The sequence below is a fragment of the Pseudoflavonifractor capillosus genome (assembly GCF_016902575.1).
GTDB classification, from domain to species: Bacteria; Bacillota; Clostridia; order Oscillospirales; family Oscillospiraceae; genus Enterenecus; species Enterenecus capillosus_A.
The window spans coordinates 44,207-67,744 of sequence record NZ_JACSNZ010000005.1 but is presented as its reverse complement, the minus strand read 5'-3'; the positions used below and the strand labels follow the sequence as shown (position 1 = coordinate 67,744).

The window sequence follows — 23,538 nt, the reverse complement described above, 5'->3', positions numbered from 1 at the left end:
TTGGATATACTAAGAGCGTTCGACAAAACCAGATCAGGAGGTCATTGAACATGGCTAAGATTACCAAGGATACCATCATCGGCGATATTCTGGACATCGCCCCCCAGACTGCCCCTATCTTCCTGTCCATCGGCATGCACTGCCTGGGCTGCCCCTCTTCCCGCGGTGAGACCGTGGAGCAGGCCTGCATGGTTCACGGCGTGGACGTGAATGCCCTGCTGGAGCAGCTCAATGCCAATATCGGCGAGTAAAAACGATTGCGGGAAAAGAGCGGGTAACCGCTCTTTTCTTGTATCTGACGAAAATGAGGAATGATTATGGAATTGACGCCAAGATTGTGCACCATTGCCCAGCAGGTTCCTCAGGGTTCAATTCTGGCAGACGTGGGCACCGACCACGCTTTGCTGCCAGTGTGGCTGTTGCTGGAGGGACGGATCTCGTCCGCCATTGCCTCGGACCTCAGAGAGGGCCCTTTGTCCCGGGCTCGAGAGACTGTGGAGAAGCACGGTGTAGCAGATCGAGTCTCCCTACGCCTGTGTGATGGACTGGCAGGTATACAAGCTGGAGAGGCGAATGTGGTGGCCATTGCTGGAATGGGCGGGGAGACCATCGCCGCTATTTTGGAGAAGGCTCCCTGGACGAAAGAAAGCACCTTGTTGCTGCTGCAACCCATGACATCCTTTCCTGACTTGCGAAAGTGGCTGGTGGACAACGGTTACACCGTGGAGCAGGAGACCATCTGTCAGGAGGGCAGCCGGATGTATACCGTCCTCAGTGTCCGAGGCGGACAAGATGTGCCTATGACGCCTGCTGAGCTATGGGTAGGGCGCAACCGGCCTCAGCCCTTGCGAGGAGCATACCTGTCTATGATGAAGGGCAAGGTGCGCCGTGCCCTGGAAGGACAGCAGGCATCCGCTCACCCGGATGAAGCTGCGGTAGAGCAGCTGAAACTGGTGTTGGAGGGCATTTGTGAGATGGAAAAGGAGCTGAAAGCATGAATACAGTTCAGCAAATCTACGACATACTGCAAAAGAAAGCACCATTTCAATACCAACTGGGCTTTGACAATGCCGGATTTCTGGTGGGGCGGAGCAGTGCTCCAGTAGACAGCGTTCTCATCGCTTTGGACATCACCAAAGCGGTGGCGGAAGAGGCCGTGGAGATGGGGGCGCAGCTGATTGTATCACATCATCCCGTCATCTGGGATGGAGTGAAGCGGCTTACCGACAACACCCCCGGTGGGGATCTGCTGTTGTATTTGGCGGAACACGGTATTGCCGCCATCTGCGCCCACACCAATCTGGACGCAGTGGCAGACGGGGTCAATGACGCTCTGGCCTGCGCGCTGGGATTGACCGATGTGGAGCAGCTGAGCCAGGACGGAGTGGACGAGCAGGGGCAGCCCTTCGGCATCGGCCGGGTGGGCCAGGTATCCCCGCAGAGTGTCGATACGTTTGCTGCTGCGGTCAAGGATCGACTGGGTGCCGCCTGCGTGCGGGTAGTGGACAGTGGAATACCCGTGCACCGTGTGGCGGTGGGCGGCGGCTCCTGTGGGAGTATGCTGGAGAATGTGCTGGCCGCTGGGTGCGATACCTTCGTCACAGCAGATGTGAAGTACGACGTTTTTTTGGCCGCGCAGGCACATGGGCTCAACCTGTTGGATGCCGGACACTACCCCACAGAGAATGTGGTGTGCCCAGTGCTGGAGCGATGGCTCAAAGAGGCATTTTCTGACTTGAAGGTGAGTATCTCTTCCCGGCACAAAGAAGTCTATCACTGCATTTGAACGGTGCCCCCTTTGGCATGAGTTGTCCTTCTCTCTCATATGGTGAGAGAGAAGGGGGGATGGCAATGAAGCCATGGATGGTCTTGTTGCTCATTGCAGGGGGAATTCTCTGTTTTTTGGCCCGGTGGGGGAGACTGATGCCCGCCATTGCACCGGCAGTGTCGGCAAATCCTGTTGTGATTTTGGATGCCGGACACGGCGGGGAAGACGGCGGGGCTGTCACCGCTTCCGGTCACCGGGAAAGTGATATCAATCTCCAGATCGTCAAAAAATTGGAGTATGTGATGGCGCTGTGTGGGGTTGAACCTGTCTTGACTCGCAGTGAAGATGTCTCTCTCCATGCCCCAGGTGCAGATGAGAGAGGAGAGCGAAAACAATCAGATTTGGATTACCGGGCCCAGTTGGTCAATGATACGCCCGAGGCCATGCTGATCAGCATCCATCAAAACCAGTATTCCGACCCATCCGTGTCCGGAGCCCAGGTGTTTTACACCGTGGGAGATGTGGGAAGGCAGTGGGGAGAATACACCCAGCAAATGCTGCAAGATATTGTGGATCCATCGAACACCAAAAAGGCCAAGCAGGTGGATGAGAATGTTTACCTGTTCTCCCACATCACTCGTCCCGGCCTGCTGGTGGAGTGCGGCTTTCTCAGCAATGGGGTGGAGGCATCTCTGCTGCTCACTGACGGGTATCAGACCAAATTGTCTGTGGCCATCACCGGGGCGTACCTCCACCAACTACAAATGATGAACATAGCCTCAGGAGGAATCTGAATGGCAAAGAATAAAACTGTGTACTACTGCACCCAGTGCGGCAACGAGACTCCAAAATGGCAGGGAAGATGTTTGGCTTGTGGGGCTTGGAATACCATTGTAGAGCAACCGGCGGCTGCCACGGAAAGCAAGAAAAAAAGTGGTGGCATCACCTCAAATCTGCGAAAACCTCGGCCTATGAATGAGGTAGAGGCCACCGATGAGCTTCGATTTCCCACGGGGATGAGCGAACTGGATCGGGTGCTGGGCGGGGGAGCGGTGAAGGGCTCTCTGGTACTGGTGGGCGGCGCTCCCGGTATCGGCAAGTCCACCTTAATGCTGCAAATCTGCAACAGCCTGTGCCAGTTTGCCTCGGTGCTCTATGTGTCGGGCGAGGAGTCGGAGCGGCAGATCAAGCTCCGGGCTCAGCGGCTGGGTATCTCAGGGCAGGGACTCTACCTCTACTCTGAGACCAACTTGGACGATGTGGTGGCGGCAGTGGAGGAGCAGAAGCCAGATATTTTGATCGTGGACTCTATTCAGACAGTGTATAATGGTGAGTCCAACTCCTCGCCCGGCAGCGTGGCTCAGGTGAAAGAGTGCACCATGACCCTGATGCATTTGGCCAAGGGCCTGGGCATCACTGTTTTTGTGGTGGGCCATATCAACAAAGAAGGCTCTTTGGCAGGCCCCAAGGTGCTGGAGCACATGGTAGACTGCGTACTGCACTTTGAAGGGGAGGAGCACAACTCCTACCGGATCTTGCGGGCAGCGAAAAACCGTTTCGGTGCTACCAATGAGATCGGTGTGTTTGAAATGGGGGATCAGGGTCTGTCTCAGGTGCCCAACCCCTCAGAGGCGCTGCTCTCAGGCCGCCCGCAGAACACCCCGGGTTCCTGTGTCACCTGTGTCATGGAGGGGGTGCGCCCGGTGCTGGCGGAGACACAGGCATTGCTCACTCCGTCAGCCTACGGTACATCCCGGCGCTCCTGCAACGGGTTTGATTACAACCGGGCCATGATGCTCTCAGCGGTGCTGGAAAAACGTGGTGGACTCATGGTGTCCAACTGCGACGTATACGTTAATGTCATTGGTGGACTGAGCATCACAGAGCCTGCCGCAGACCTGGCCTTGATTGTAGCGCTGGCGTCCAGTTTTCGGGACAAGCCGGTGCCGTACGATCTGGCAGCCATCGGCGAAGTGGGATTGACCGGCGAGCTGCGGGCGGTACATGCGTTGAATCAGCGGCTCAGCGAGGTTCAGCGGCTGGGCTTTACCAAATGCCTGATCCCGGCCAGACACAGCGGCAAGCTGGTGGTGCCCGAAGGTTTACAGCTCATTGAGGTGCACAACATCCGGCAAGCGATTGCGGTGCTGGTCTGAGGACTTTGGCACATAGTTGAGACAGGGATGGTCGGTGTCATCCTGTGCTGCATTACGCACGGGCTGCGTTCCAGTGGTGTACAGGGTGCACCGGCCATCTGTTTGATAGCGACAGGAGAGGGTACACGGAATGAGACTCATAGATTTACCTCCCATTGAGAAATTCTGATGTTCCAGACGCTCCTGGTTGAAAACACTAGCAACTCAACAAAATTAAAATTTTGTTGAGTTGAGGGTAGGGGGCGCCCGGAAATTTTACGACAATAGTATCATCCGGACAGCCTGGCTTTATGTATACAAACATGGTGATATCAGATGAAAATTGACTACCAAACTCAGGCACCGCCGGTGCTGCGGGATTTTCTGGCCTACCACGAAACCATCCAGGGTCATTCATCCAAAACTGTGGACGAATACTTTTTGGACTTGCGTACATTTCTGAGGTATATGAAAATTGAAAAAGGCCTGGTGCCCAGGTCCACGCCGCTAGATGATATTTCGATTGATGACGTGGATGTGTCTCTGGTGCGCGCAGTGACTTTGGCGGATGTGTATTCCTATCTCAGTTTTCTCAGCCGCAGCCGAGCCAAGAATCACAATGCGCCCCAAGCTGGCTGTGGCCTGGAAGCGTCTACCAGGGCCAGAAAAGTTGCCTCTATTCGGTCATTTTACAAGTATTTGGTGAACAAAGCCAAGGTTCTTACGGAAAACCCCATTCAGGAGTTGGATGCGCCCAGACAGCGGCAGACCTTGCCCAGATTTTTAACTTTAGATGAGTGCATTCAACTGCTGGACAGCATTGACGGAGCCAATGCTGAGCGCGATTTTTGCATTATCACATTGTTTTTGAACTGTGGTCTGCGAATATCGGAACTGGTGGGTCTGAACCTCAGTGATGTGCGGGATGACCGCATGCGAGTGCTGGGCAAAGGCAACAAAGAACGATTTGTTTTTCTCAATGCTGCTTGCCGCAGTGCGCTGGATGATTGGTTGGCAGTCCGTTCCCAATCGGCGGCTGTGGATCCCTACGCATTATTTATCAGTCGTCGCAGGACGCGAGTGACCAAGGACGGCGTACACTTCATGATTAAAAAGCGATTGGCTGAGGCGGGTCTGGATCGAGACAAATATTCGGCCCATAAGCTGCGCCACACGGCTGCTACATTGATGCTAAAGAATGGTGTAGATGTGCGTACCTTGCAGGAGATTCTGGGCCATGAGCACTTGAATACCACCCAAATTTACACACATGTGGACAGTGACGCCATGCGTCAGGCTGCCCAGCTCAACCCTTTGGGGGATCGATGCAAGAAAAAGTGACCTCCCTCCTGCTGCATTGTCACATCGCACAAAGGCGTTGGTGGCCATGTATATAATTTGTCGTAAAAAAGATGGCCGGATACCTTGCAATTTTGTGTGAACGCTGTTAGAATAATGAGGTGCAAGACCAATTAATTCTACTAAGGAGTTGATTCAAATGCCACTGGTCAATACTACCGAGATGTTCAAAAAGGCATACGATGGTGGGTATGCAATTGGTGCTTTCAACGTCAACAACATGGAGATCGTTCAGGGCATCACCGAGGCCGCCAAGGAGGTTAACGCTCCCCTGATCCTTCAGGTTTCCAAGGGCGCCCGTGCTTACGCCAACCACACCTACCTGGTGAAGCTGGTTGAGGCTGCCATCATCGAGACTGGCCTGCCCATCTGCCTGCACCTGGATCACGGTGACAGCTTTGAGATCTGCAAGAGCTGCATCGACGGCGGCTTTACCTCCGTCATGATCGACGCTTCTTCCAAGCCCTTCGCTGAGAACATTGAGCTGACCAAGCGTGTTGTGGAATATGCTCACGACCACGGTGTTGTGGTTGAGGCTGAGCTGGGTGCTCTGGCCGGCGTGGAGGATGAGGTTCAGGTTTCTGCCGAGGACTCTCACTACACCCGTCCCGAGGAGGTTGAGGAGTTCGTGGCCAAGACCGGCTGTGACTCTCTGGCCATCGCCATCGGCACCAGCCACGGCGCTTACAAGTTCACCGCTGCTCAGTGCACCCGCAATGAGAAGGGCGAGCTGGTTCCCCCTCCCCTGCGCTTCGACATCCTGGACGAGGTCGTCAAGCGCCTGCCCGGCTTCCCCATCGTTCTCCACGGCTCTTCTTCCGTGCCTCAGGAGTACGTGAAGATGATCAACGAGAACGGCGGCAAGATGCCCGATGCCGTTGGTATCCCCGAGGAGCAGCTGCGTCAGGCCGCCCGCGGCGCTGTGTGCAAGATCAACATTGACTCTGACCTGCGTCTGGCCATGACCGGTACCATCCGTAAGTTCTTCGCTGAGCACCCCGACAAGTTTGACCCCCGCGAGTACCTGAAGCCCGCCCGTGCCAACATCAAGGAGCTGGTCAAGCACAAGCTGATCAACGTCCTGGGCTGCGACGGCAAGGCCTAATTGAGCTCATTACAACATTAGGAGGATTCAAACCATGTCTCAACTGAAAGGCGCATGTATCATTGGTCAGTCCGGTGGCCCCACCTCCGTGATCAATGCCAGCGCATATGGTGTCATTCGCACCGCTCTGGATAACCCCAACATCACTGCTGTGTACGGCGCTGCCCACGGCATCAAGGGCGTTCTCAACGATCGCCTGTACGACATGAGCCAGGAAGATGCTCACGAGCTGGAGCTGCTGCTGAACACTCCCTCTTCCGAGCTGGGCTCCTGCCGCTATAAGATCGCCGATCCCGATGTGGACGACACTGACTACAAGCGCATTCTGGAGATCTTCAAGAAGTACGACGTGCGTTACTTCTTCTACAACGGCGGTAACGACTCCATGGACACCTGCTCCAAGGTCAGCCGCTTCATGGCCAAGTCTGGCTATGAGTGCCGCGTCATGGGCGTGCCCAAGACCATCGACAACGACCTGTTCGGCACCGACCACTGCCCTGGCTTCGCCTCCGCTGCCAAGTACATTGCTACTTCCTGCGCTGAGGTGTACAAGGATGCCCGTGTGTACGATACCGGCATGGTCACCATCATCGAGATCATGGGTCGTCACGCTGGCTGGCTGACCGCTGCTGCTGCTCTGGCTGGCGTGGTGGGCTGCGCTCCCAACCTGATTTACGTTCCCGAGGTGGACTTCGACATGGACAAGTTCCTGGCCGATGTGACTTCCATCTACGAGAAGAACGGCAACTGCATCGTGGCTGTCTCCGAGGGCATCCACTATGCTGACGGCTCTTTTGTCTCCGAGGCTAAGACCTCTGCCACCGACGGTTTCGGTCACGCTCAGCTGGGTGGCCTGGCTGCTATGCTGGCTAACATCGTCAAGGAGCGCACTGGTGCCAAGGTTCGTGGCATTGAGCTGTCCCTGCTGCAGCGTTGCGGCGCTCACCTGGCTTCTCAGACCGACATTCAGGAGTCCTTCCTGGCTGGTAAGACCGCCGTGGAGGCTGCTGTGGCCGGCGAGACCGACAAGATGGTGGGCTTCGAGTGCTCCCGTGAGAACGGCTATGAGTGCAAGACCAAGCTGTTCAACCTCTCTGAGGTGGCCAACTTCGAGAAGAAGGTGCCCCTGGAGTGGATCAACGAGGCTGGCAACGGCATCAACCAGGGCTTCATTGACTATGCCCTGCCCCTGATCCAGGGTGAGAACACCCGCGCCACTGAGCACGGTCTGCCCCGCTTCGCTCGTCTGAAGAAGGTTCTGGCCAGCAAGTAAGCCTAGACCTCTTCCCTGCTTTGTGCTATGATGATGAGGAATTACAGCAATGTAATTCCTCATCATTTTTTATATTCGACGATATTGGAATGGAGTTGGAGCAGATGATACGTTTTGCCATCTTGGGCGCAGGAAGCATCGCCGAAAAAATGGCGGATACCATTTCCCAGATGAATGTGAGTGGGATGTGCCACGTAGAGCTTTATGCCGTTGCAGCCAGAGACCTGGAGCGAGCGGAGAAATTCGCCCAGCGTTTTGGAGTTAGAACAGCCTATGGCAGCTATGAGGATATGCTGCGTGACGACGCAGTTCAGCTGGTATATGTGGCTACCCCCCACTCCCACCATTATAAGCATGTGATGATGTGCCTGGAACATGGGAAACACGTGTTGTGTGAAAAGGCGTTTGCGGTTAATGCCCAGCAGGCCCAGGAGATGCTCCGGTGCGCCAGAGATAAGGGACTGCTGCTTACCGAAGCCATCTGGACCAGATATCAGCCTATGCGGGAGATGATTTTCCAAACTGTACACTCCGGCATCATTGGTAAACCGAAAATGCTCACTGCTAATCTGGGATATGAGATCATGGGAAAAGAGAGAATTGTGGAGCCGGCTCTGGCTGGAGGTGCTCTGCTGGATGTGGGCATTTATCCTCTGAACTTCGCTGAGATGGTGTTCGGCAGTGGAGCCAAGATCCGGGCTGTATGCACCAAGTCGGATAAGGGCGTTGATCTCAATGACAGCATGACTCTCATCTGGGAGGATGGGAAAATGGCAGTTCTCAATGCAGGGGCTAACTGTGTGTCTGACCGTATGGGTGTTATTTACGGGACAAGAGGATTTGTTGTGGTGGAAAACATCAATAATCCTCAGTCTATTTCAGTCTATGACTCCAAGTATCAGCTGGTACAACATCAGGAATGTCCCAAGCAGCTGACAGGCTACGAATACGAGGTGATGGAGACGGTAGCCTGTATCGTGGACGGAAAGCTGGAATGTCCCTCTATGCCTCATGAGGAGACCATACACATGATGGAAGTGATGGACGAGGCACGTCGGCAAATGGGGATTCGATATCCTTTCGAATAAAAAAACGAGGTCCCAACAGGGACCTCGTTTTTTATTCTAGACTTAAAAATCAGCCATGTACACCGGTAAGATCGCGGAGCATAGACAAGCTGTACTCGTCGATCTCCTTTTTCATGCCCAGGGCTTCGGTGATATCATAGTCAATGATATTATCACCTTCCATAGCAACCACTCGGCAGGTCTTTCCTTCTGCCAGCAGACGCACGGCGTGATATCCCATGTTCGTGGCCACCATACGGTCACGAGCAGTGGGAGAACCACCACGCTGAACATGACCCAATACGGTGACACGGGTATCCAGAGCGGTGTATTCTTTGATTTGCTGGGCAACGCCATAGCCACCGCCGGGAACGCCCTCGGCCACGATGACCATGAAGTGGGTACGACCGCCCAGACGAGCCTGACGAATGGGGGTAATGACATCCCGCTGGAAGTCCACAGGCTGCTCGGGAACCAGCACAACGGTGGCACCGCAGGAGATTCCTACGGCCACAGCCAGGTGCCCAGCCCGATGACCCATGACCTCAACCACGGAGCAACGCTCGTGGGACTTCATGGTGTCACGGAGACGGTCAATACTCTCCAAAGCGGTGTTACAGGCGGTGTCATACCCTACGGTGTAAGAAGAGCAAGCGATGTCGTTATCAATGGTACCGGGAATACCGATCACAGAGATTCCGCTATCAGCCAGTGTGAGCAGACCACGGAATGTACCGTCGCCACCAATACCTACCAAGGCATCCAGGCCCAGAAGTTTGCAGGTGGCCAGAGCCTTGTTGCGCCCAGCCTCTTCCTTAAACTCCAAGCTGCGAGCGGAGTACAAGATGGTACCGCCACGGCGGGAGATATCGCTGACGCTTTCAAAATCCAGACGGGTAAAGTCTCCGTTGATCAGTCCGTGATAGCCTCTTCGAATGCCGATACACTCGATGCCCATGTGCAGAGAAGTTCTGACAACGGCTCGGATGGCGGCATTCATGCCGGGAGCATCTCCACCGCTGGTAAATACGCCGATACGATGTACTGCAGTATCCATGTTCGTTCCTCCCAAAATACGAAATTGATGTGATTAAACCTTGAGCTCGGTATGGCCTCCGGTCAGTGCCTGGGCATGGGACTCAAGCACAGGGGTGATGAACTCTGCGATGAAGTCCTCCACCTGCTGGGGGCAACGGCCGATATAACGAGAGGGCTCCATGTGAGCCACCAGCTCCTCCCTGCTCATGCCGAAGAGAGGATCTTCTGCGATAAGATCAATGAGATTGTTGTTCAGACCCAGATCCTTCACATTGTGACCAGCCTCCAGGGCGTGAACACGGATGCGCTCATGGAGTTCCTGACGGTCTCCGCCCTTCTTCACAGCATCCATCATAATGTTCTCGCTGGCCATGAAGGGCAGTTCCTCCAGAATGTGCTTTTCAATGACCTTTTCATGCACCACAAGTCCGGCAGAGACATTTTCATAGATGTTCAAAATAGCGTCTACGGCCAGGAATGCCTCGGGCACAGAGATGCGCTTGTTGGCGGAATCGTCCAAAGTGCGCTCAAACCACTGAGAAGCTGCAGTGACAATGGGGTTCATCACATCAGCCATCACATAGCGGGCCAGAGCACAGATACGCTCACAACGCATGGGGTTACGCTTGTAAGGCATGGCAGAAGAACCGATCTGCTTGCTTTCAAATGGCTCCTCCACCTCCTTGAGGTGGCAAAGCAGACGAACATCAGTTGCAAACTTGCTGGCAGACTGAGCGATTCCAGCCAAGGTGGAGAGTACAGCAGAATCCACTTTGCGGGAATAGGTCTGGCCAGACACAGGTACGGAGGCCTCGAAACCCATCTCCTTGGCAATGCGGCGATCCAGTTCCTTGCACTTCTCGTGGTCGCCCTCAAACAGCTCCAGGAAGGAGGCTTGAGTTCCGGTGGTGCCCTTGCAGCCCAGCAGCTTGAGGGTGGAGATGCGGTACTCGATCTCATCCAAATCCATGAGCAGCTCATTCATCCACAGAGTGGCACGCTTACCTACGGTGACTAACTGAGCAGCCTGAAAATGGGTAAAGCCCAGGGTGGGCAGTGCCTTGTACTTGGTGGCAAACTCAGACAGATTGGAGAGCACACGTACCAGCTTGTCGCGTACCAACATCAGGCCTTCCCGCATGATGATAATGTCGGTGTTGTCGCCCACATAGCAGCTGGTGGCGCCCAGATGGATGATGGGCATGGCCTTGGGACACAAGGTGCCGAAGGTGTGGATATGAGCCATCACGTCGTGGCGCAGCTCCTTCTCTTTCTGGGCGGCAAGATCATAGTCAATGTCAGTTAGGTGCGCTTCCATCTCCTGAACCTGTTCCTGGGTGACGGGCAGGCCTAATTCCATCTCGGCTCGGGCCAGGGCCACCCAAAGCTTGCGCCAGGTGGAAAACTTCTTGTCCGGTGAGAAAATGTACTGCATCTCATCACTGGCATAGCGAGACGAGAGAGGACTTTCATAAATTGATTTGTTCACAGTGAAAAGAACCCCCTTGTTGTATGTGGGCAGAGGTACTTGCGGTCTGTTCCCCCACCTGTTTCAGGAATGAAATATGTAGAAAATGCGTCTCATAGACGATAACATTATATCACAGTTCCAAAGTGGGAACAAGGGATGAGCAGAAAAAGGTTGGTGTAAAATGGACAAAGAAAACCGGGGCTGCCACATAGGCAGCCCCGGTTAACGCATCAGGGGATAAAAAGGATTAGCCCTCTTCACGCATCTTGGCGAAGCACTCGCTGCAGTAAACAGGACGGTCGGACTTGGGCTCAAAAGGAACCTTTGCCTCACGGCCACAAGCGGCGCAGGTGGCAGTGAAGTACTCACGGGGGCCACGGGCGGCAGCCTTGCGAGCGTCACGGCAGGACTTGCAGCGCTGGGGCTCGTTCTGGAAGCCACGCTCAGCATAGAACTCCTGCTCACCGGCGGTGAACACGAATTCCTGGCCACACTCTTTGCAAACTAAAGTCTTGTCTTCGTACATGGAAATACCCTCTCTTTTGATGCCCAGTATCGGGGAAAGCCACTGCTGGGACTGTAATATTTGCGTCAGCCTTTGCTGAAATCGCCATAATATGGGGCAACCTTTCGCCGAATCCGCTGTACAGCATTGTCCACAGACTTTACTGAGCGACCGACATGGCAACTGATGTCCTGATAAGAAAGTCCTTGGAGAAACAGAGTCAAAACTTGCTGTTCAAGACAAGACAAACACTTTCTGAGCTGTGTCATCCGTTCCGCTTCTTCCTCTCTGGAAATATACAGCTCTTCCGGGCTGCAATCACTTTCAACCATCATGGAATCGTAGGGAACGCTGTCATTCAAGGGCATGTGCTTGCCTCTGGAAGCAGAGACGATGGCAGATCGAATCCGGTTGCGGATGCACACATCTGCAAAGGTGCGAAATTGGATATCCCGACTGGGGTCAAACTCCCGGATGGCCTTAATCAGGCCAAACATAGCCTCTTGGATCAGGTCCTCACTGTCACCACCAGCCAAAAAATAAGGACGTGCACACATCCGTACTTGCCTTTGGTATCGGAGAACCAACTCCTCCTCTGCATCCAAACTGCCAGTCTGGGCTTTCGCACAAAGTGCCTCATCAGAATATTCTGTTGTCAACGCATTAAAGTGTTTCATATTGTAACCTTGTTTACTTTTATCACAAACCGACGCAAATGTCAATGATTTTTATGCAAAATCTAAAAACGGTTTGTGGTCAAGAGAGAACTATGGGAAATCAAAAGGAAAGTTGTTCCATTTCGTCGCTTTTTGGGACGGATAAACCCAGATGCTGATAGGCCTTTGCGGTGACACATCGACCTCTAGGAGTACGGGTGAGAAATCCCAACTGCATCAGATATGGTTCATACACATCCTCCAGCGTGACGGACTCCTCGTTGATGGTAGCAGCCAGCGTATCCAGGCCCACAGGACCGCCGGCGTAATTCTCGATGATACTCATCAGCATCCGGCGGTCAGTCTGATCCAAGCCCAGGTGGTCAATTTCCAGAGCCTGGAGTGCGCGATCAGCAACAGATTGGGTGATGACGCCTCCAGCGGTCACTTGTGCAAAATCCCGCACACGGCGCAGCATTCTGTTAGCAATTCTAGGGGTGCCACGGCTGCGGCGGGCAATTTCCATGGCACCCTCCGGCTCAATAGGGACATTGAGAATCCCGGCAGAACGGGTGACAATTTGGCTCAGCTCCTGGGGGGTATACAGTTCCAGGCGTAACGTGACGCCAAAACGGTCACGCAAAGGGGCAGATAGCTGACCTGCCCGGGTAGTGGCCCCAATCAGGGTAAACTTGGGCAAATCCAAACGAATCGAGTTGGCGGAAGGACCTTTGCCGATGATAATATCAATGGCATAATCCTCCATGGCGGGATATAGAATTTCCTCCACGGAGCGGTTGAGCCGATGGATCTCGTCCACAAACAGAATATCGTTTTCCTGGAGATTGGTCAGTAGTGCCGCCAAATCGCCTGGTTTTTCAATGGCAGGGCCGGAAGTGATACGAATCTGCACCCCCATCTCATTGGCGATGATGCCGCTGAGGGTGGTCTTGCCCAGACCCGGAGGGCCGTGAAGCAATACGTGATCCAAAGGTTCCCCTCTCATTTTTGCGGCTTGGATGAACACTTCCAAATTTCCCTTGGCTTTGGACTGCCCAATGTATTGATCCAAGGTTTGGGGGCGGAGAGTGGATTCGCCCTCGTCCGCTGATGTGAGAGAAGTGCTCACCAAGGGCTGGAATGAGTCCTCCTCGTATTCGTGATTGGAAAAGTCGATGCTCATATTCTAACACCTCGTGGCAGTCATGACCGCACCATGCGTTTGAGTGCCTGCTTGATGATCTGCTCCAGAGAGAGCTGGTCCAAATCCAGTCCCTTCAATGCAGCGGTGATCTCGGGCTGGCTGTAACCCAGTACAGCCAGCGCAGCAGAAGCTTCGCTGGTCTTGTTCTCGGGAATGATGGTAACACCGCCGGAGAAGGTCTCCCCGTTACCGGAGGTGAGTTGACCCTTGGCCAACTTGTCTTTCAGCTCCAAAATGATTCGCTGAGCAATTTTTTTGCCAATGCCGGGGGCGCAGGTCAGCGCTTTTTCATTCTCCGAGACAATGGCCATAGCCAGACCCTCAGGGGTGGTGGAGGATAGAATGGCCAGAGCGGCCTTTGGCCCTACGCCGGAAACCCCCAGCAGCATTTGGAAGCTGGACAACTCCCCTTCTGAGGAAAATCCATACAGTTCGAAGACATCTTCCCGTACATGAAGGTACGTGTAGAGCTTGGCCTGTGCTCCTTTGGTTAGGCTGGAAAGTGTGTAGTTGGTGGTGCGGCAGGCGTATCCGACACCGCCGCAGTCAATGACGGCTAAATAGGGCCCGATATGGGCCACGGTTCCATTGAGATAGTAAAACATGGCTTGCTCCTTAGGTGTGGTTGATGGCTCGCTGAGACAATCGTGAGGTGCAGCTCCGGGCGTGGCACAGGGCGATAGCCACTGCATCTGCTGCGTCATCGGGCTTGGGCACATGGGAAAGCCTAAGCAGTTTACGAGTCATTTCCATTACCTGCTTTTTTTCTGCCTTCCCATACCCTACCACAGCTTGTTTGACCTGGGAGGGGTTGTACTCCATAACGGGAAGCCCGCATTTTTCGGCAGTCATGAGAATCACGCCTCTGGCTTGTGCTACCCCGATACCAGTTGTGACATTCTGATTGAAAAATAACTCTTCGATGGCTAGAACTTCGGGGTGAAATTGCCCAATAAGTTCTTCAAGGTCTGTGGCGATCTGCCACAGTCGGGCGGGGAGCCTCACACCGGCAGGCGTGTTAATGGCACCGCAGGCTACCAATCTCTGCTTTCCAGGCAGAGCGTCGATCAGGCCGAACCCCATAATGGCATAACCTGGGTCAATTCCTAAAATTCGCAATCCAGAACCCTCCTGCCTGGTGAATCTACTCGAACTATTGTATCATAATTTGCTTATTTCCGCAAGGAAAATGACCAGTGCCTCAGAAGTTTCGAATGGTAGCTCAGTGCATGGACAACAGTTTTTCACACAGCTTCGGCAGCCACATAGGCAACACTTGGCTCTGAAGAAAGATGAATAAAACCAACAGAATCCCACAGTACACAAGTATGGGACTGGAAGGAAGATGGGATGGGGATGCCTCTTGAGGGAAGCACTGCTTACAGGCGTTGGAAAAGGCCCAGTGCCCCACACAAAGAAGAACAGGAAGCAAAAACAGTGCGGAGATCCCGAAAATCACCACGTTCCATCCCAAGCCGGTTAGTCCAAACATTGCCACAAAGCTGGAGCAGGCATAGCTAAGCAAGAAGCCTCGAACTAGAAACACACAGGGAATTCCAATCACACCCGGCGGGCCAAAGCTAAATAAGATGAGAAGCAGAGGCCAGCAGATTGCCTCCCAGACCGTAGCCCACAGGGATACGCTGGGAGCTCCATTTTGGACAGCTGATTGGAAAAATGCGGTCAGACGCTCAGCCAACTGTGGGTGACTGCCGCCTAAGACTGCAAATGCACTCCCAAGCAGTGCACCAATGAGAAAAAAGAGGCACAGGGGGAGAAACGGGCTTTTTGCCTGCTTTTTGGATTGATTGCGCACTGAGCGCACCACATGCAATCGCTTGGGATGCAGCATATTTATCACCTCTTGCAACTGTATGCAGCAACACGGCCCTTATGCAAAAAACAGCCACCCCGGCAAAAGCAGGGGCGGCTGTCAAGAGGTGTAAAGGATTATACCATGCCAGCCTTGTGAGCCTTCATGGCAATGGCGCACTCCAGACGCTTGCGCTGCATATCACAGCCAAAGCGGTTGGGGATCATCATATCCCCGTTTACCTCCAGATTGGAGGCAGAACAGCCACCGCTGCAATAGAAGCGGGCCCAGCAGTCCTTACAGTCGGGACGGGTGTAGATGTTCAGTCCAGCAAACTTCCGGGAGATATCCATGTCAAAGGTGTTGTCATACACGTTGCCCAGCTTGTACTCCTCTTTGCCCACAAACTGGTGACAGGGATAGATGTCCCCGTCGGGGGTGATGGCCACGTACTCGCAGCCTGCGCCGCAGCCGCGCATCCGCTTTATGACGCAGGGACCCTGGGTCAAGTCAACATTAAAATGGAAGAAATTGATGTCGTCCCGATTCAGCAGTTCCCGGGCCAGGTTCTCGTACTCCTCCAGGATGCCGGGCAAGTCCTCTTCTTTGAAGGTGTAGTCATACTTAGCATCGCCCACTACGGGTTCCACAGACACGTGACGGAAGCCCTGGTCGGCAATGTGAATGACATCCTTGGCAAAGTCTCGGTTGTTGCGGGTGAAAGTTCCACGCAAGTAGTAATCCTTGTCACCTCGTCCGGCTACCAGCTTCTGAAACTTGGGGAGGATGACGTCATAGCTGCCCTTGCCATTGATGGTGGGACGCATATTGTCGTTGACCTCGGGGCGTCCATCCAGGGAGAGCACGGCATTGGACATATTCTCGTTGATGTATGCGATGTTCTCATCGTCCAGTAAAATACCGTTGGTGGTGATGGTAAAGCGGAAATTCTTGTTGTGCTCTTTCTCCAGAGAGCGAGCATAGTCCACGGTGGCCTTGACAGTATCCATTGCCATGAGCGGCTCACCGCCGAAGAAATCCACCTCGATGTTGCGGCGCTTTCCGGAGCGTGCAATGACAAAATCAATGGCTTTCTTGGCTGTCTCCACATTCATGGTCATCCGGTGGCCGGTGCCGAAGTCCCCTGTGGATGCAAAGCAGTACTTGCAGCGCAGGTTGCAGTCGTGGGACACGTGGAGACACAGAGCTTTGACGGGGGCGTCCTTCTGCATGAGAACGGCGGCCTCGGGATCGATGTAGCTGTCGTCAGTAAAGAGCAATCCCTCCTGCTGAAGCTGGTAGAGATCCTCCCAAGCGCAGTTTAGGGTTTCACGGTCATATTGGGGAAGTTTGGCTGCTACTTCATCTGGGCAGTGTTCCCCCATGGGGGCATCCAGCAGGGACAGCAGATCGTAGGCGGTCTGATCCAACACATGCACAGCACCGCTATTCACATCCACGGCGATATTTGCATCCAAACAGCGAAAAGTATGTACCATAATAGTTCTCCTCCAAACACACAGAAAAAGGGTGGGACCAGGCCCACCCTTTCCGGTGTCTAATCAATGCTTAGTGATTGTTCTCACACTTCTGATTGGCGACAGTGCAGGAAGTCTTGCAAGCGGACTGGCAAGAGGTCTGGCACTCGCCGCAGCCACCGTGGGCAGCGCTCTGCTTCAGGGTAGCACCATTGAGAGTCTTGACGTGAGTCATGGATATCCCTCCATTCTGCTTAGTTGATGACAGTATACCACACCATTCACAAAATTTCAATATGAAGTTTTCCCAGGTGGACAATGGGATGTCGAGCAGCATAGGATGGAGCGGCACAGGATGCCAGGCTTATAAAGGAGGAAACCCTTTTGAATATGAGTGAAGCAAATAAACGAATCTGCGGCGATGGGCAAGGCACACTTCCCTCTTGTGCGCCGCTGGCAGTTCCTTATGTCCCGTTTCAGCAGTCTGGGAGCCAGACCTATTCCCAGCAGGATGCGTTGGCCAACGGCACGCTGTTTCCCGGATTGAATTTGCCGTTTCAAATCAATACGGTGGCCACTACCCCAGCTCAAACCGGCGCCTTGGAGCTGCAGGCACTGAATTTCGTGATGTTGGAGCTGGGGTTATATTTGGATACTCACCCGGATGACAAAGAGGCTTTTGAACTGTTCCGGGAGTACGGCAAATTGGCCCAGGAAGGCCGTCGCCGTTATGAGGCCATGTACGGCCCGCTCACCAAGCAGGCCGCAGCAAACCAGGATCAATACACCTGGCTGAACGATCCATGGCCCTGGGAGTTTCGTCAAGAAGGAGGTGCCCGCTAATGTTTGTCTATGAGAAGAAACTGCAGTACCCGGTACGGATTAAGAATACGAACCCGAAGCTGGCAGCTCTCATCATCAGCCAATACGGCGGCCCGGACGGGGAACTTGGCGCCTCTCTGCGTTACCTCAGTCAGCGGTATTCCATGCCCTGGCCCGAGCTGAAAGGTCTCCTAACCGATATAGGGACAGAAGGGTCAATATGACACCTCGCCCCCGATCTGACGCTCTGTGCGCCATAGGGCGGCGGATTTTATGTGCCTGACGGCACCAAGAAGCCGCAGGTTCACTAAATAATAAAAAACAGAGTACTCGTAGTTGCTACGAATACTCTGCTTGGTCCGAGTGACAGGACTTGAACCTATGGCCCCCAGAGCTGACGCTCTGTGCGCCATAGGGCGGCGGATTTTATGTGCCTGACGGCACCAAGAGGCCGCAGGTTCACTAAATAATAAAAAAACAGAGTACTCGTAACTGCTACGAATACTCTGCTTGGTCCGAGTGACAGGACTTGAACCTGCGGCCTCTTGACCCCCAGTCAAGCGCGATACCAAACTTCGCCACACCCGGATATATTGTTTTTCGGTCAATCGACTTTAAATATACTAGCACACAGAAAATGAAAATGCAAGAGGAATTTTCGATTTTTTATAATTTTTTTGTGGGACGTCAAAAGGAGCGGGGCTCCTCGCTGGTGCGTCCCGCTCCTTTTTGCTCATGCTGTGGTATCGTTGGTGATATCCCCATTTCCGTTCACAGGAATCGCATCCCCTAAATAGGTGGGTTGAGGCTTCCAAATGGAAGTGAAGAAATCCTTTACCCGGGCTAAGACTTCCCGGACATCTCTCCCCCACTGTCCTGCGTAATCTTCTCCGTCAGCTGCAACGCCATAGGCATCCAAACCCAGGGCTTGAGCAATATAAATGGCACGATACAGGTGGTACTCCTGGGACACGATGACAATCTTGCCAGCTTGAAACACATCCTTGGCTCGGTACATACTTTCGTAAGTTGAGAATCCAGCGTGATCCATGAACACGTCAGAGGACGGGACACCCGCATCTACGACAAATTCCTTCATGGTGCCTACTTCATCGTAGTCCTGGCGTCCATGGTCTCCGCTCATCAACAGCTTTGGCGCTACGTCCAGCTGATAGAGTTGGAGGCTTCGTTCTAGACGGTCCTGTAACATCAGGCTCGGAGTACCGTCGGCTTTGACACCACACCCTAAAACCAGAATGCAGTCTACATCGTCCAGTTCAGCCGCCTGCTGGGCGGTTAGTAGCCGCTCCTTTCCTACAGACACCACTCTTCCGTTGATGGCCAGAACGGAGATCAGACCCACCACCATGCAGACCACCAAAACACACGCTGTGATTTTGACGGCACGAAGCAAAATCTTCATTGGGGTTTTCCTCCCCTTTCATTTGTGATGGGTTCAGTGTATCTCGTTTTAGTGCCTAAGTCTAGGGATAAACTGTGAACAAAATGCCCGGTGATGAGTTTTCTCATCACTGGGTCTTTGATTCATATGATTTTTCCAGGTCTAGTAAATATTGCTTTAATGTAATTCCGCCTGCGTAGCCGCCCAAAGAGCCGTCCGCTCCGATGACCCGATGACATGGCACAAGCAACATCAGGGGATTGCGATGGTTGGCCATTCCCACAGCCCGATAGGCGCGGGGGCTGTTTACATATTGAGCGATATCCCGGTAACTGCGGGTCTGGCCATAGGGAATTTGACACAGGGCTTTCCATACCTTCTCTTGGAACGGAGTGCCGTGCAACAGATAGGGAACATCAAAACTTTTGCGGTGGCCCTGAAAGTATTCCCACATTTGATTTGCCAAATTGTCTGTGAGCGGAGTGGGTGTCCCGTGATGCGATGGCTGAGCCTGCACCGCAGTGAGGGAGACGATAAATCCGTCCCCCTCCTCAATGCGGAACGAACCACAGGGAAAAGAATAAATGGCAAACATGATTATTCGTGAGAGCAGTGGTGACTGCCGCAGCCGTGATCTCCGCAGGTGTGCTCATGATGGTGATGCTCCCCGTGGTGACTGCACTTCACATTGGGATCATAGGTCAGATTTTGAGCCAAAAGCGCTTCTACGGCTTGGTCAGCACTGCCAGACACTCCACCATAGAGCTTGATGTTGGCTGCTGCCAAAGCCGCTTGTGCGCCCCCGCCAATGCCACCGCAGATGAGTGTATCCGCCTGCAGAGCATGGAGAATACCCGCAAGGGCGCCGTGGCCACTTCCGTTGGTGTCTACCACCTGGGCGTTTTTCACAGCTCCATCTACAATGTCATACACCTTAAACTGCTTGGTGTGGCCAAAGTGCTGAAAAATTTCCCCGTTTTCGTATGTAACTGCAATTCTCATAACAGCATCTCCTTCTGGTTTTTGATATTGTGTGTGAAAATGACGCTTAAAACAGCTAGATTGGATACATCCATTGGATATTCCGTCACACAGCTGTACATCCCCGCCTTCAATGCGCAGCGGTAATCCAAGCACCAGAACATCCGCCAACTTCTTTCTTGCGTTGCCGTATATCTTCTGTACCGTGGTGCGAGCTACCTGCATTTGTTGGCTACACTGCTCCTGAGACATTCCCTCCTGGTCAATGAGGCGAATGGTCTCATATTCGTCTAGGGTCAGAATGACTGGGTGTTTCCCCTTTTCATTGGTGGCAGGGTTAAACTTCATGATATGGGGATAGTGGCACACCCGCCTGCATTTTGTTGGTCGTGGCATAGGCATCCCTCCTGCCCTTCTATCCTAAAACGGTTTGTGGCATATGTCAATATATTTTTGACATATGCCATAAATGGAGAGCTGTTATTTTCTACGAAGTGTGCGCAAATAGATTTTTTGCTCTGGATGAATCCGATAACTCTCCACCGCTTTTTGAATGGTTTTGTTGTGAATCCAGCGTGAGAGGCGGTGTTCTAACAGATAAGGCATGGCAGCCTGAGGCTGCTTGATCAGGGCCTCGGCAAAGTACCAGGCCGTCATCATCTGCACATAGTATCCATCCTGATGCACCTGGGCAGCCCACTCCAGATATTTGGGGTGGAAACAGTCATCAAGATAAAAATGCAACAGGACGCCCAGTCCAAAGCGCACAGTATAGGTGTGTTCTGCTTGCAGCCACTGCCACACCTGCATAGGCAATGGCTCTGGATGCCTTCTGAAGGATTTTGGAACTAACAGATCACAGGTGGCCCAGTTATCCACATAGGGTAAGAAGCGATTTAACTCTAAAACCGTTTCATTGTAATCTGATTTTCCGCATACCAAAAGTCCATGTAGGTTGTTTTCTTCATAATAGGTGTGGGGGAGTTGAGAGAGAAAAGTCTCCCCTTCCTGGGTGCCTTGCAATTCTTTGGCCATCCGACGCAGGGCAGGCATTCGCACACCAATCACCGTATTGGGATGGACAGTGGGCATCAGATTACATTGAAATTGCCGATAAGACGAATCTTGCAAAGCGAAAAGTTGCTGTACAATGGCGGTGTCCACAGGCTCACTCCTTCTGGTATGGATAGCTCCATTATATCCCGGCTGAGTGATGCCAACAAGGTCAGTCAACGAATTTCATCCTGAAAATAAAAAATGTGGGGCAACTGGCACAGCCTTAATTCCAAATGACGGTCTGGGTAGACGGTTATGGAGTCCACCAATGTTTTGAACCATGCGTCGCTCTCTATCTCTCCAGCCAAGATAGATGCGGCCTCTTGCATGGCTTTCCGCATAAGAACGTGGCTCTCTACCTGGCTTTGATGATCAAGTCTATCTTGAATAACATCTATTTGGCGTTGGTATTTGGCTTTCATCTTCTGCATTTCCTCTGCGGTGATGTTGCCGGAAAAATAGGCATCCATCACTGCTTCTTTTTTGTTGCACAGGTGGATTTTCTCGGCCTGCCATTGCGCCAGAGTGGCAGGTTCGGACATCTTCCCCATTAGGGCTGTGATGCTGGAAACTATGGCTTCTTGGTTCAGTTCTAACGATGCAAGAGCTTGAACCACCATTTGCTTGGCATCATCGTCCCGCAGCAACCTGCCGATGCTGCACCCGCCGGAGCTCTCTGCCGAACCGAACCGGGCAGCGGTGGCACAGCTCCAGCGCAGACTCACACTTCCGTTGGCGGCTCTTCTTTGACGGGCAACGAAGGGCTTGCCGCAAGCTCCACATATGATTTTGCCGGACAGTGTATGGTGGACGGAATGACTGGATTGGGCTCGCTTTCCTCGGCGCTTGATCTCTTGCTGCACTTGAGTCCATAACGCTCTGGAGATGATGGGGGTATGGTGATTTCTAAGTGTAATCAGGGGCTCCTCCCCGTGATTCGATTTTTTCTGATGTGTGAGGTAGTCAGGCGTGTAGCTTTTCTTTTGTATTAAGTCCCCCACATACTTCTCGTTTTTTAGAATTTTGATGATGTAACTGGGATGCCAATGTGGGTTCCCAGAACATGTATGGACTCCTTCTTGGCTTAACGTGCGGGCGATTTGAGTTGTGCTCAACTTTTCCACCCCATACATATGGAAAATACGCTGTACCAGCTGCGCTCCGGCGGGGTTGACGAAGATTTTTCCACCCGTTACATCATAACCCAACATGGAACGACCAAATACAACCCCCCGCTCCATTTGACGAGTTTGGCCCCATTTAACCCGAGCGGAGGTTTTCCGGCTCTCCTCCTGGGCAATGGAGGCCATAATGGACAGCCTGAGCTCGGCGTCAGGTTCTTGTGTATTGATGCCGTCGGTGAGAAAGATAACAAAGATTCCCAGGGATTTTAACATTCTGGTATATGCGATGGTGTCGAGAAGATTGCGAGAAAACCGACTGACTTCCTTGGTGAGAATCATTTGAAATTTGTTGTTCTGTGCGTCCTGTATCATCTGTTGGAATTGAGGCCTGTTGTTGGCACTGGTTCCCGTTATGCCTTGGTCTGCATATACTCGGTACAACTGCCACTGGGGATGAGCTGAGATGTATTGAGTGAAATATCGTTGCTGGGCAGCGAAGGAATTGGCCTGATCCTCTTTGTCTGTGGACACCCGGCAGTAGCTGGCCACAGATATCATGTGTTTTTCTCCTTCTCTGTCCGCACCGCTAACTGTTCCAGAACCGCTGTGCACTGACTGCTGTCTATGAGCTGTTTTTCCTTCAATGCCAAAAGCAGCCCGGCCTGGAGTGTATGAAGAAATGCTGGGTAACGATCTGGCATTGCAGGGCCGTTATATGTGATGTGATGGAGTTGAACAAATTTTGCCTTCATAAATGAGACCCCCCTCCTCTCTTGTATGCAACGGCAGCCTGTCCCTTGACTTTGTCGGGTGTCATTTTGACCCCGATGTAGGGACCGAGGAGTTGGGACACCTGGAGATGATCGGCACCATCGTTTACCAGCTGACCCGGAACCTGACCCAAGAGCAACTACGGGAGGGCGGATTTGCCCCCTACTTCCTTGACCATACCACCGGGGTGTATCCCACAGCCGCTTCCGGCTCACCCTGGAATGCCGCAGGTATTGGGGTGAAGGGCGATATCATTGCCGATCTCACCGAGGATCTGGCAGCTGAGCAAAAGGCCCGAGTGACCTATGACAACATTCTGCGTATGTCTGATGATCCCGATGTCAACGACGCAATCCGATTCCTTCGGGAGCGGGAGATCGTCCACTTCCAACGCTTTGGAGAAGCCATCTACCGGGCCAAAGAGCGTATGGATCAGAAAAACATCTACTTGACCAACCCTGCCTTCGATGGAAAACGATAAATAAAAACTTACCCCCAACAGGGCTTCCA

General features: G+C 53.1%; 27 protein-coding genes, 1 tRNA gene and 1 pseudogene. 12 read left to right on the top strand and 17 right to left on the bottom strand.

Annotated elements, in window-relative coordinates; all coding sequences use genetic code 11:
- The first annotated feature begins 50 nt into the window (after positions 1 to 50).
- The 9 genes from H9X86_RS03345 (at position 51) to H9X86_RS03305 (ending at position 8,728) form a co-directional block, all read left to right on the top strand.
- A complete protein-coding gene (locus tag H9X86_RS03345) occupies positions 51 to 251 on the top strand; it encodes a DUF1858 domain-containing protein (protein WP_087234294.1) in 201 nt (66 codons plus the stop codon).
- A 66-nt stretch (positions 252 to 317) separates the two neighbouring features.
- Positions 318 to 998 carry a tRNA (adenine(22)-N(1))-methyltransferase gene (locus H9X86_RS03340; protein WP_243416810.1) on the top strand — a complete coding sequence of 227 codons (681 nt, stop codon included), beginning with the start codon at positions 318 to 320 and terminating at the stop codon, positions 996 to 998.
- Positions 995 to 1,786: a Nif3-like dinuclear metal center hexameric protein gene (locus H9X86_RS03335; protein WP_204900167.1), complete on the top strand. Its 792-nt coding sequence runs from the start codon at positions 995 to 997 to the stop codon at positions 1,784 to 1,786. The genes H9X86_RS03340 and H9X86_RS03335 overlap by 4 nt, the downstream gene beginning before the upstream one ends.
- 65 nt (positions 1,787 to 1,851) lie before the next feature.
- Positions 1,852 to 2,562: an N-acetylmuramoyl-L-alanine amidase gene (locus H9X86_RS03330; RefSeq protein WP_204900166.1), complete on the top strand. Its 711-nt coding sequence runs from the start codon at positions 1,852 to 1,854 to the stop codon at positions 2,560 to 2,562.
- Positions 2,563 to 3,924 (top strand): DNA repair protein RadA, encoded by a 1,362-nt coding sequence (gene radA, locus H9X86_RS03325; protein ID WP_204900165.1) that lies wholly within the window; start codon positions 2,563 to 2,565, stop codon positions 3,922 to 3,924.
- Positions 3,925 to 4,239: 315 nt separating this feature from the next.
- Entirely contained in the window at positions 4,240 to 5,244 is a 1,005-nt protein-coding gene (locus tag H9X86_RS03320) for a tyrosine recombinase XerC (RefSeq protein WP_204900164.1), read from the top strand.
- Between the two features lie 157 nt (positions 5,245 to 5,401).
- Positions 5,402 to 6,367 carry a class II fructose-1,6-bisphosphate aldolase gene (gene fba / locus H9X86_RS03315; protein ID WP_204900163.1) on the top strand — a complete coding sequence of 322 codons (966 nt, stop codon included), beginning with the start codon at positions 5,402 to 5,404 and terminating at the stop codon, positions 6,365 to 6,367.
- 34 nt (positions 6,368 to 6,401) lie between these two features.
- The gene (locus tag H9X86_RS03310; RefSeq protein WP_204900162.1) at positions 6,402 to 7,640 is read left to right on the top strand and encodes a 6-phosphofructokinase; all 1,239 of its coding nucleotides are present in this window, start codon (positions 6,402 to 6,404) and stop codon (positions 7,638 to 7,640) included.
- A gap of 104 nt (positions 7,641 to 7,744) precedes the next feature.
- The gene (locus H9X86_RS03305) at positions 7,745 to 8,728 is read left to right on the top strand and encodes a Gfo/Idh/MocA family protein (protein ID WP_207752592.1); all 984 of its coding nucleotides are present in this window, start codon (positions 7,745 to 7,747) and stop codon (positions 8,726 to 8,728) included.
- A 49-nt stretch (positions 8,729 to 8,777) separates the two neighbouring features.
- On the opposite strand, the gene H9X86_RS03300 is transcribed toward H9X86_RS03305, so the two are convergent.
- The 10 genes from H9X86_RS03300 to scfA all read right to left on the bottom strand — a co-directional run bounded on the left by H9X86_RS03300 (position 8,778) and on the right by scfA (position 17,107).
- Positions 8,778 to 9,764, bottom strand: coding sequence for an ATP-dependent 6-phosphofructokinase (locus H9X86_RS03300; protein WP_204900161.1), 987 nt, complete (start codon positions 9,762 to 9,764; stop codon positions 8,778 to 8,780).
- Between the two features lie 33 nt (positions 9,765 to 9,797).
- A complete protein-coding gene (gene purB / locus H9X86_RS03295) occupies positions 9,798 to 11,234 on the bottom strand; it encodes an adenylosuccinate lyase (protein ID WP_204900160.1) in 1,437 nt (478 codons plus the stop codon).
- A gap of 229 nt (positions 11,235 to 11,463) precedes the next feature.
- The gene (locus H9X86_RS03290; protein ID WP_204900159.1) at positions 11,464 to 11,742 is read right to left on the bottom strand and encodes a zinc-ribbon domain containing protein; all 279 of its coding nucleotides are present in this window, start codon (positions 11,740 to 11,742) and stop codon (positions 11,464 to 11,466) included.
- Positions 11,743 to 11,807: 65 nt separating this feature from the next.
- The gene (locus H9X86_RS03285) at positions 11,808 to 12,398 is read right to left on the bottom strand and encodes a sigma-70 family RNA polymerase sigma factor (protein ID WP_204900158.1); all 591 of its coding nucleotides are present in this window, start codon (positions 12,396 to 12,398) and stop codon (positions 11,808 to 11,810) included.
- 100 nt (positions 12,399 to 12,498) lie between these two features.
- Entirely contained in the window at positions 12,499 to 13,560 is a 1,062-nt protein-coding gene (gene ruvB, locus H9X86_RS03280; protein WP_204900157.1) for a Holliday junction branch migration DNA helicase RuvB, read from the bottom strand.
- A 20-nt stretch (positions 13,561 to 13,580) separates the two neighbouring features.
- Positions 13,581 to 14,186, bottom strand: coding sequence for a Holliday junction branch migration protein RuvA (gene ruvA / locus H9X86_RS03275; protein ID WP_204900156.1), 606 nt, complete (start codon positions 14,184 to 14,186; stop codon positions 13,581 to 13,583).
- A gap of 10 nt (positions 14,187 to 14,196) precedes the next feature.
- The gene (ruvC, locus tag H9X86_RS03270) at positions 14,197 to 14,700 is read right to left on the bottom strand and encodes a crossover junction endodeoxyribonuclease RuvC (RefSeq protein WP_204900155.1); all 504 of its coding nucleotides are present in this window, start codon (positions 14,698 to 14,700) and stop codon (positions 14,197 to 14,199) included.
- Positions 14,701 to 14,803: 103 nt separating this feature from the next.
- Positions 14,804 to 15,433 carry a hypothetical protein gene (locus H9X86_RS03265; RefSeq protein WP_204900154.1) on the bottom strand — a complete coding sequence of 210 codons (630 nt, stop codon included), beginning with the start codon at positions 15,431 to 15,433 and terminating at the stop codon, positions 14,804 to 14,806.
- Positions 15,434 to 15,531: 98 nt separating this feature from the next.
- Positions 15,532 to 16,893: a thioether cross-link-forming SCIFF peptide maturase gene (gene scfB / locus H9X86_RS03260; protein WP_204900153.1), complete on the bottom strand. Its 1,362-nt coding sequence runs from the start codon at positions 16,891 to 16,893 to the stop codon at positions 15,532 to 15,534.
- Between the two features lie 70 nt (positions 16,894 to 16,963).
- On the bottom strand, positions 16,964 to 17,107 hold the full coding sequence (gene scfA, locus H9X86_RS03255; RefSeq protein WP_087229878.1) for a six-cysteine ranthipeptide SCIFF: 144 nt from the start codon (positions 17,105 to 17,107) through the stop codon (positions 16,964 to 16,966).
- Positions 17,108 to 17,262: 155 nt separating this feature from the next.
- On the opposite strand from scfA, the gene H9X86_RS03250 reads away from it, so the two are divergent.
- Together H9X86_RS03250 and H9X86_RS03245 are read left to right on the top strand one after the other, a co-directional pair.
- Entirely contained in the window at positions 17,263 to 17,715 is a 453-nt protein-coding gene (locus H9X86_RS03250; RefSeq protein ID WP_204900152.1) for a spore coat protein CotJB, read from the top strand.
- Positions 17,715 to 17,906, top strand: a pseudogene (locus H9X86_RS03245) (manganese catalase family protein); the annotation flags it as partial. The gene H9X86_RS03250 and the pseudogene H9X86_RS03245, both read left to right, overlap by 1 nt.
- 299 nt (positions 17,907 to 18,205) lie before the next feature.
- Here the strand turns inward: H9X86_RS03245 and H9X86_RS03240 are convergent.
- The 7 genes from H9X86_RS03240 to H9X86_RS03210 all read right to left on the bottom strand — a co-directional run bounded on the left by H9X86_RS03240 (position 18,206) and on the right by H9X86_RS03210 (position 23,009).
- Positions 18,206 to 18,282: transfer RNA gene (locus H9X86_RS03240), tRNA-Pro, on the bottom strand.
- Between the two features lie 145 nt (positions 18,283 to 18,427).
- Positions 18,428 to 19,117: a SanA/YdcF family protein gene (locus H9X86_RS03235; protein ID WP_204900149.1), complete on the bottom strand. Its 690-nt coding sequence runs from the start codon at positions 19,115 to 19,117 to the stop codon at positions 18,428 to 18,430.
- A gap of 106 nt (positions 19,118 to 19,223) precedes the next feature.
- The gene (locus H9X86_RS12705; RefSeq protein WP_204900148.1) at positions 19,224 to 19,691 is read right to left on the bottom strand and encodes a methylated-DNA--[protein]-cysteine S-methyltransferase; all 468 of its coding nucleotides are present in this window, start codon (positions 19,689 to 19,691) and stop codon (positions 19,224 to 19,226) included.
- A 2-nt stretch (positions 19,692 to 19,693) separates the two neighbouring features.
- The gene (locus H9X86_RS03225) at positions 19,694 to 20,473 is read right to left on the bottom strand and encodes a DUF134 domain-containing protein (RefSeq protein ID WP_204900147.1); all 780 of its coding nucleotides are present in this window, start codon (positions 20,471 to 20,473) and stop codon (positions 19,694 to 19,696) included.
- Positions 20,474 to 20,557: 84 nt separating this feature from the next.
- A complete protein-coding gene (locus H9X86_RS03220) occupies positions 20,558 to 21,241 on the bottom strand; it encodes a DNA alkylation repair protein (RefSeq protein ID WP_204900146.1) in 684 nt (227 codons plus the stop codon).
- A 65-nt stretch (positions 21,242 to 21,306) separates the two neighbouring features.
- The gene (locus tag H9X86_RS03215; protein WP_204900145.1) at positions 21,307 to 22,815 is read right to left on the bottom strand and encodes a recombinase family protein; all 1,509 of its coding nucleotides are present in this window, start codon (positions 22,813 to 22,815) and stop codon (positions 21,307 to 21,309) included.
- Positions 22,812 to 23,009, bottom strand: a complete 198-nt coding sequence (locus tag H9X86_RS03210) for a hypothetical protein (protein ID WP_204900143.1) — start codon at positions 23,007 to 23,009, stop codon at positions 22,812 to 22,814. Before H9X86_RS03210 ends, H9X86_RS03215 begins: the two co-directional genes overlap by 4 nt.
- 38 nt (positions 23,010 to 23,047) lie before the next feature.
- Here H9X86_RS03210 and H9X86_RS03205 point away from each other — a divergent pair, with 38 nt between their 5' ends.
- Complete coding sequence (locus H9X86_RS03205) at positions 23,048 to 23,509, top strand: manganese catalase family protein (protein ID WP_430736086.1); 462 nt, start codon at positions 23,048 to 23,050, stop codon at positions 23,507 to 23,509.
- Positions 23,510 to 23,538: the final 29 nt, after the last annotated feature.

Coding starts and splice junctions, on each gene's coding strand:
- H9X86_RS12705 (WP_204900148.1), bottom strand. CDS start 19,691: ATGTTTGCCATTTATTCTTTTCCCTGTGGTTCGTTCCGCATTGAGGAG.
- H9X86_RS03250 (WP_204900152.1), top strand. CDS start 17,263: ATGAGTGAAGCAAATAAACGAATCTGCGGCGATGGGCAAGGCACACTT.
- radA (WP_204900165.1), top strand. CDS start 2,563: ATGGCAAAGAATAAAACTGTGTACTACTGCACCCAGTGCGGCAACGAG.
- H9X86_RS03335 (WP_204900167.1), top strand. CDS start 995: ATGAATACAGTTCAGCAAATCTACGACATACTGCAAAAGAAAGCACCA.
- H9X86_RS03235 (WP_204900149.1), bottom strand. CDS start 19,117: ATGAAGATTTTGCTTCGTGCCGTCAAAATCACAGCGTGTGTTTTGGTG.
- H9X86_RS03310 (WP_204900162.1), top strand. CDS start 6,402: ATGTCTCAACTGAAAGGCGCATGTATCATTGGTCAGTCCGGTGGCCCC.
- H9X86_RS03320 (WP_204900164.1), top strand. CDS start 4,240: ATGAAAATTGACTACCAAACTCAGGCACCGCCGGTGCTGCGGGATTTT.
- ruvB (WP_204900157.1), bottom strand. CDS start 13,560: ATGAGCATCGACTTTTCCAATCACGAATACGAGGAGGACTCATTCCAG.
- H9X86_RS03305 (WP_207752592.1), top strand. CDS start 7,745: ATGATACGTTTTGCCATCTTGGGCGCAGGAAGCATCGCCGAAAAAATG.
- ruvA (WP_204900156.1), bottom strand. CDS start 14,186: ATGTTTTACTATCTCAATGGAACCGTGGCCCATATCGGGCCCTATTTA.
- H9X86_RS03215 (WP_204900145.1), bottom strand. CDS start 22,815: ATGATATCTGTGGCCAGCTACTGCCGGGTGTCCACAGACAAAGAGGAT.
- scfB (WP_204900153.1), bottom strand. CDS start 16,893: ATGGTACATACTTTTCGCTGTTTGGATGCAAATATCGCCGTGGATGTG.
- H9X86_RS03290 (WP_204900159.1), bottom strand. CDS start 11,742: ATGTACGAAGACAAGACTTTAGTTTGCAAAGAGTGTGGCCAGGAATTC.
- H9X86_RS03285 (WP_204900158.1), bottom strand. CDS start 12,398: ATGAAACACTTTAATGCGTTGACAACAGAATATTCTGATGAGGCACTT.
- H9X86_RS03345 (WP_087234294.1), top strand. CDS start 51: ATGGCTAAGATTACCAAGGATACCATCATCGGCGATATTCTGGACATC.
- H9X86_RS03265 (WP_204900154.1), bottom strand. CDS start 15,433: ATGCTGCATCCCAAGCGATTGCATGTGGTGCGCTCAGTGCGCAATCAA.
- H9X86_RS03210 (WP_204900143.1), bottom strand. CDS start 23,009: ATGAAGGCAAAATTTGTTCAACTCCATCACATCACATATAACGGCCCT.
- H9X86_RS03340 (WP_243416810.1), top strand. CDS start 318: ATGGAATTGACGCCAAGATTGTGCACCATTGCCCAGCAGGTTCCTCAG.
- H9X86_RS03330 (WP_204900166.1), top strand. CDS start 1,852: ATGAAGCCATGGATGGTCTTGTTGCTCATTGCAGGGGGAATTCTCTGT.
- fba (WP_204900163.1), top strand. CDS start 5,402: ATGCCACTGGTCAATACTACCGAGATGTTCAAAAAGGCATACGATGGT.
- scfA (WP_087229878.1), bottom strand. CDS start 17,107: ATGACTCACGTCAAGACTCTCAATGGTGCTACCCTGAAGCAGAGCGCT.
- H9X86_RS03225 (WP_204900147.1), bottom strand. CDS start 20,473: ATGCCACGACCAACAAAATGCAGGCGGGTGTGCCACTATCCCCATATC.
- H9X86_RS03300 (WP_204900161.1), bottom strand. CDS start 9,764: ATGGATACTGCAGTACATCGTATCGGCGTATTTACCAGCGGTGGAGAT.